The sequence below is a fragment of the Streptomyces sp. NPDC127097 genome, assembly GCF_042724075.1.
Lineage (GTDB): Bacteria > Actinomycetota > Actinomycetes > Streptomycetales > Streptomycetaceae > Streptomyces.
Window position 1 is genome coordinate 64,421 of record NZ_JBHXFI010000044.1, and the last position, 2,699, is coordinate 67,119.

Annotated in this window: 4 protein-coding genes; all 4 read left to right on the forward strand. The window is 70.4% G+C overall.

The genetic code is table 11. The features are described from left to right. Positions 1–974: Ig-like domain repeat protein (locus ACFWJW_RS27700; RefSeq protein WP_387246492.1), on the forward strand; the 974-nt coding region annotated here is incomplete at its 5' end. 239 nt (positions 975–1,213) lie between these two features. Then, positions 1,214–1,372 (forward strand): hypothetical protein, encoded by a 159-nt coding sequence (locus tag ACFWJW_RS27705; RefSeq protein WP_387246494.1) that lies wholly within the window; start codon positions 1,214–1,216, stop codon positions 1,370–1,372. Positions 1,373–1,530: 158 nt separating this feature from the next. Next, positions 1,531–1,818, forward strand: a complete 288-nt coding sequence (locus ACFWJW_RS27710) for a hypothetical protein (protein ID WP_387246496.1) — start codon at positions 1,531–1,533, stop codon at positions 1,816–1,818. A gap of 109 nt (positions 1,819–1,927) precedes the next feature. After that, positions 1,928–2,608 carry a DUF899 family protein gene (locus tag ACFWJW_RS27715; RefSeq protein WP_387246497.1) on the forward strand — a complete coding sequence of 227 codons (681 nt, stop codon included), beginning with the start codon at positions 1,928–1,930 and terminating at the stop codon, positions 2,606–2,608. Positions 2,609–2,699 lie beyond the last annotated feature (91 nt).

Consider the following 2,699-nt stretch of genomic DNA (forward strand, 5'->3'; position numbering starts at 1 on the left):
CCGGCAGCACCGTCGTCACGGGCACCGTCGTCGCCGCCAGCACCACCTGCACCTGCGTCGGCGTCGCCGCGACCACCACCGTGACCGTCACCGCGCCGCCGAGCTGCGTGGTCACCCTGACCTCCTCGCCCGCCACCCCGGTCGCCGGCACGCCCGTGACCCTCACCGCCACCGTCACCTGCGGCGGCGCCCCGGTCGTGGGCGCGACGGTCCTGTTCACCACCACCAGCGGTCCCCTGGGATTCGGCGTCACCGGTGTCACCGGCACGGCCACCCTGACCACCAGCACGCTGCCCGCCGGGGCCAACGTCGTCACAGCCACCGTCGCTGCTGCCACCACCACCTGCACCTGCGTCGGCGTCGCCGCGACCACGGTGGTGACCGTCACCGCGCCGCCGAGCTGCGTGGTCACCCTGACCTCGTCGCCCGCCAGCCCGGTCGTCGGCACGCCCGTGACCCTCACCGCCACCGTCACCTGCGGCGGCGCCCCGGTCGTGGGCGCGACGGTCCTCTTCAGCACCACCAGCGGCCCGATCGGAGTCGGCATCACCGGTCTCACCGGCACGGCCAGCACGACCACCAGCACGCTGCCCGCCGGCGCCACCGTCGTCACGGCCACCGTTCTCGCCGCCCCCACCACCTGCACCTGCACCGGCGTCTCCGCGACCACGACCGTGACCGTTGGCGGTACGACCGGGGGGCTCACGGCGCACCCGGCCTGCTACCGGCTGGACTTCCCGTTGCCGCTGACCGCCCACGCCACGTTCAGCGCGAGTGGCGCGACGCCGGGTTCGACGGTCTCGTTCCACCTGGACGGGCCCGGCGGCCCCGTGGTGTGCACCGCCGTGGCCGACGCGAGCGGCAACGCCAGCTGCACGGCCACCCTCAGCATCTTCCAGCTGGGGTTCACCACCTTCACCGCGACCAGCGGGACGCAGTCCTCCACCAACACCCTGTCCATCTGCCTCACCTGACCCCCGGCGCACCTGCGGCACAGCCACACGGCGTGCCGTCGCTCACCTGAACCGGCACAACCGGCTCAGGGCTGCTGAGCGGCCCGGAAATACAGCCGTCCCCCGTAACGCAACTACGGGGGACGGCTGTAGGGCCCCAAGGATAGGCCCAGCGGCACGATGGCGCGCCGGGTTGAGCACGGTGCGCCTCGGGTCCGGGCCAACACCCATCGCAAAGAAAGTCACAGAAGGAGTGCGACATGGGTTGCAATTGCGGCGGAGGTGCCCGTCCGACCCTCACCGTCTATCAGTTGAATCTGCCAGACGGCACCGTTCGCCAGTTCTACACCTGGCAAGAGGCAGAAGCCGCCAATCAGCGGGCGGGCGGCCTCGGCACCATCGTCATCATCAATCAGTAGCCGAACGACCGGCCGGGGCCGCCGTCTCTTCCACCAGCGGGTCGGGGAAACGGCCGGCCCCGGCCCTCGCTCAGGGCAGGTGCCGACGCGCGAGGCGCCCCCTCCTATTCGGGAAAACTCCTTTTCGGGACACTCACGGCGAGAGGACGAACTCCCCCATGAGCCTCTTAGAGTTTCTGCTTTCCCTCGGCGCCACGTGCCGCCTCACCAGATTCGTCACGAAGGACACCCTCGCCGGGGGTTTCCGCTCCTGGATCGCCGACCGCTTCGGCGACGACTCCAAACCCTCCTATCTGGTCAGTTGCAGCTGGTGTACGAGCATCTGGGTGGCCACCGCCATGACCGCCCTCACGCACTGGGCCGGCGGCACCCCCGCGCTCCAGGTCACCACAATGGCCCTGTCGCTCTCCTACCTCGCCGGGCTCGCTGCCCAGTGGCTCGACTGAGCGGCCCGTCGCCGCGTGGCGGGGCACGGGCCGTGCGCCGACAATGAGGGGCAGAGCAGACGGTGGCCAGGGACCGCGGCTGCCCGCCGCAGTCGTCCAGGAGGTGGCAATGCGCCAGACCCAACTCACCAGGGAGTCGACCGCATACGCCGACGCCCGTGAGGAGCTGCGGCAGGCCGAGATCGAGCTGATGCGCCGACGCGAACGGGTCGCCGAACTGCGCCGGGGGCTGCCGCCGGGCCCCGTCGTGGACGACTACGTCTTCGAGGAGGGTCCCGCGGACCTGCACGCCGGGGACGCCCCGGCGCGGTCCGTCCGGCTCAGCGAGCTGTTCAGCGGGCCCGGCCGGGACCTGATCGTCTACCACTTCATGTTCGGCAAGCAGCAGAAGCAAGCCTGCCCCATGTGCACGATGTGGATCGACGGGTTCAACGGGATCGCCCACCACCTCACCCAGAACGCCGACTTCGCCGTCGTCGCCGCGGCCGGACTGCCGGTGCTGCGGGAGTACGCGCGCGACCGGCAGTGGACGAATCTGCGGCTGCTCAGCGCCGCGGCGAACACCTTCAAGTACGACCTGGGCAGCGAGGACGCCGACGGCAACCAGGACTCGACGGTATCGGTGTTCACCCGCGACGACACCGGGTCGCTGCGCCACTTCTACTCGGTGCATCCCCGTATGGCCGACGACATCGACCAGCGCGGCATCGACCTGCTCACGCCGGTGTGGCATCTGCTCGACCTCACGCCCCAGGGCCGCGGCGACTGGTTCCCGGCGCTCCGCTACTAGGCCGTGTCCGCAAAGTGGTTTGTGCTGTTGGTAAGTCGTGGTGCGTCGTCATGAGTTGACCGATGAGTCGTGGGCTGTCGTGGAGCCGTTG

Coding starts and splice junctions, on each gene's coding strand:
- ACFWJW_RS27710 (WP_387246496.1), top strand. CDS start 1,531: ATGAGCCTCTTAGAGTTTCTGCTTTCCCTCGGCGCCACGTGCCGCCTC.
- ACFWJW_RS27715 (WP_387246497.1), top strand. CDS start 1,928: ATGCGCCAGACCCAACTCACCAGGGAGTCGACCGCATACGCCGACGCC.
- ACFWJW_RS27705 (WP_387246494.1), top strand. CDS start 1,214: ATGGGTTGCAATTGCGGCGGAGGTGCCCGTCCGACCCTCACCGTCTAT.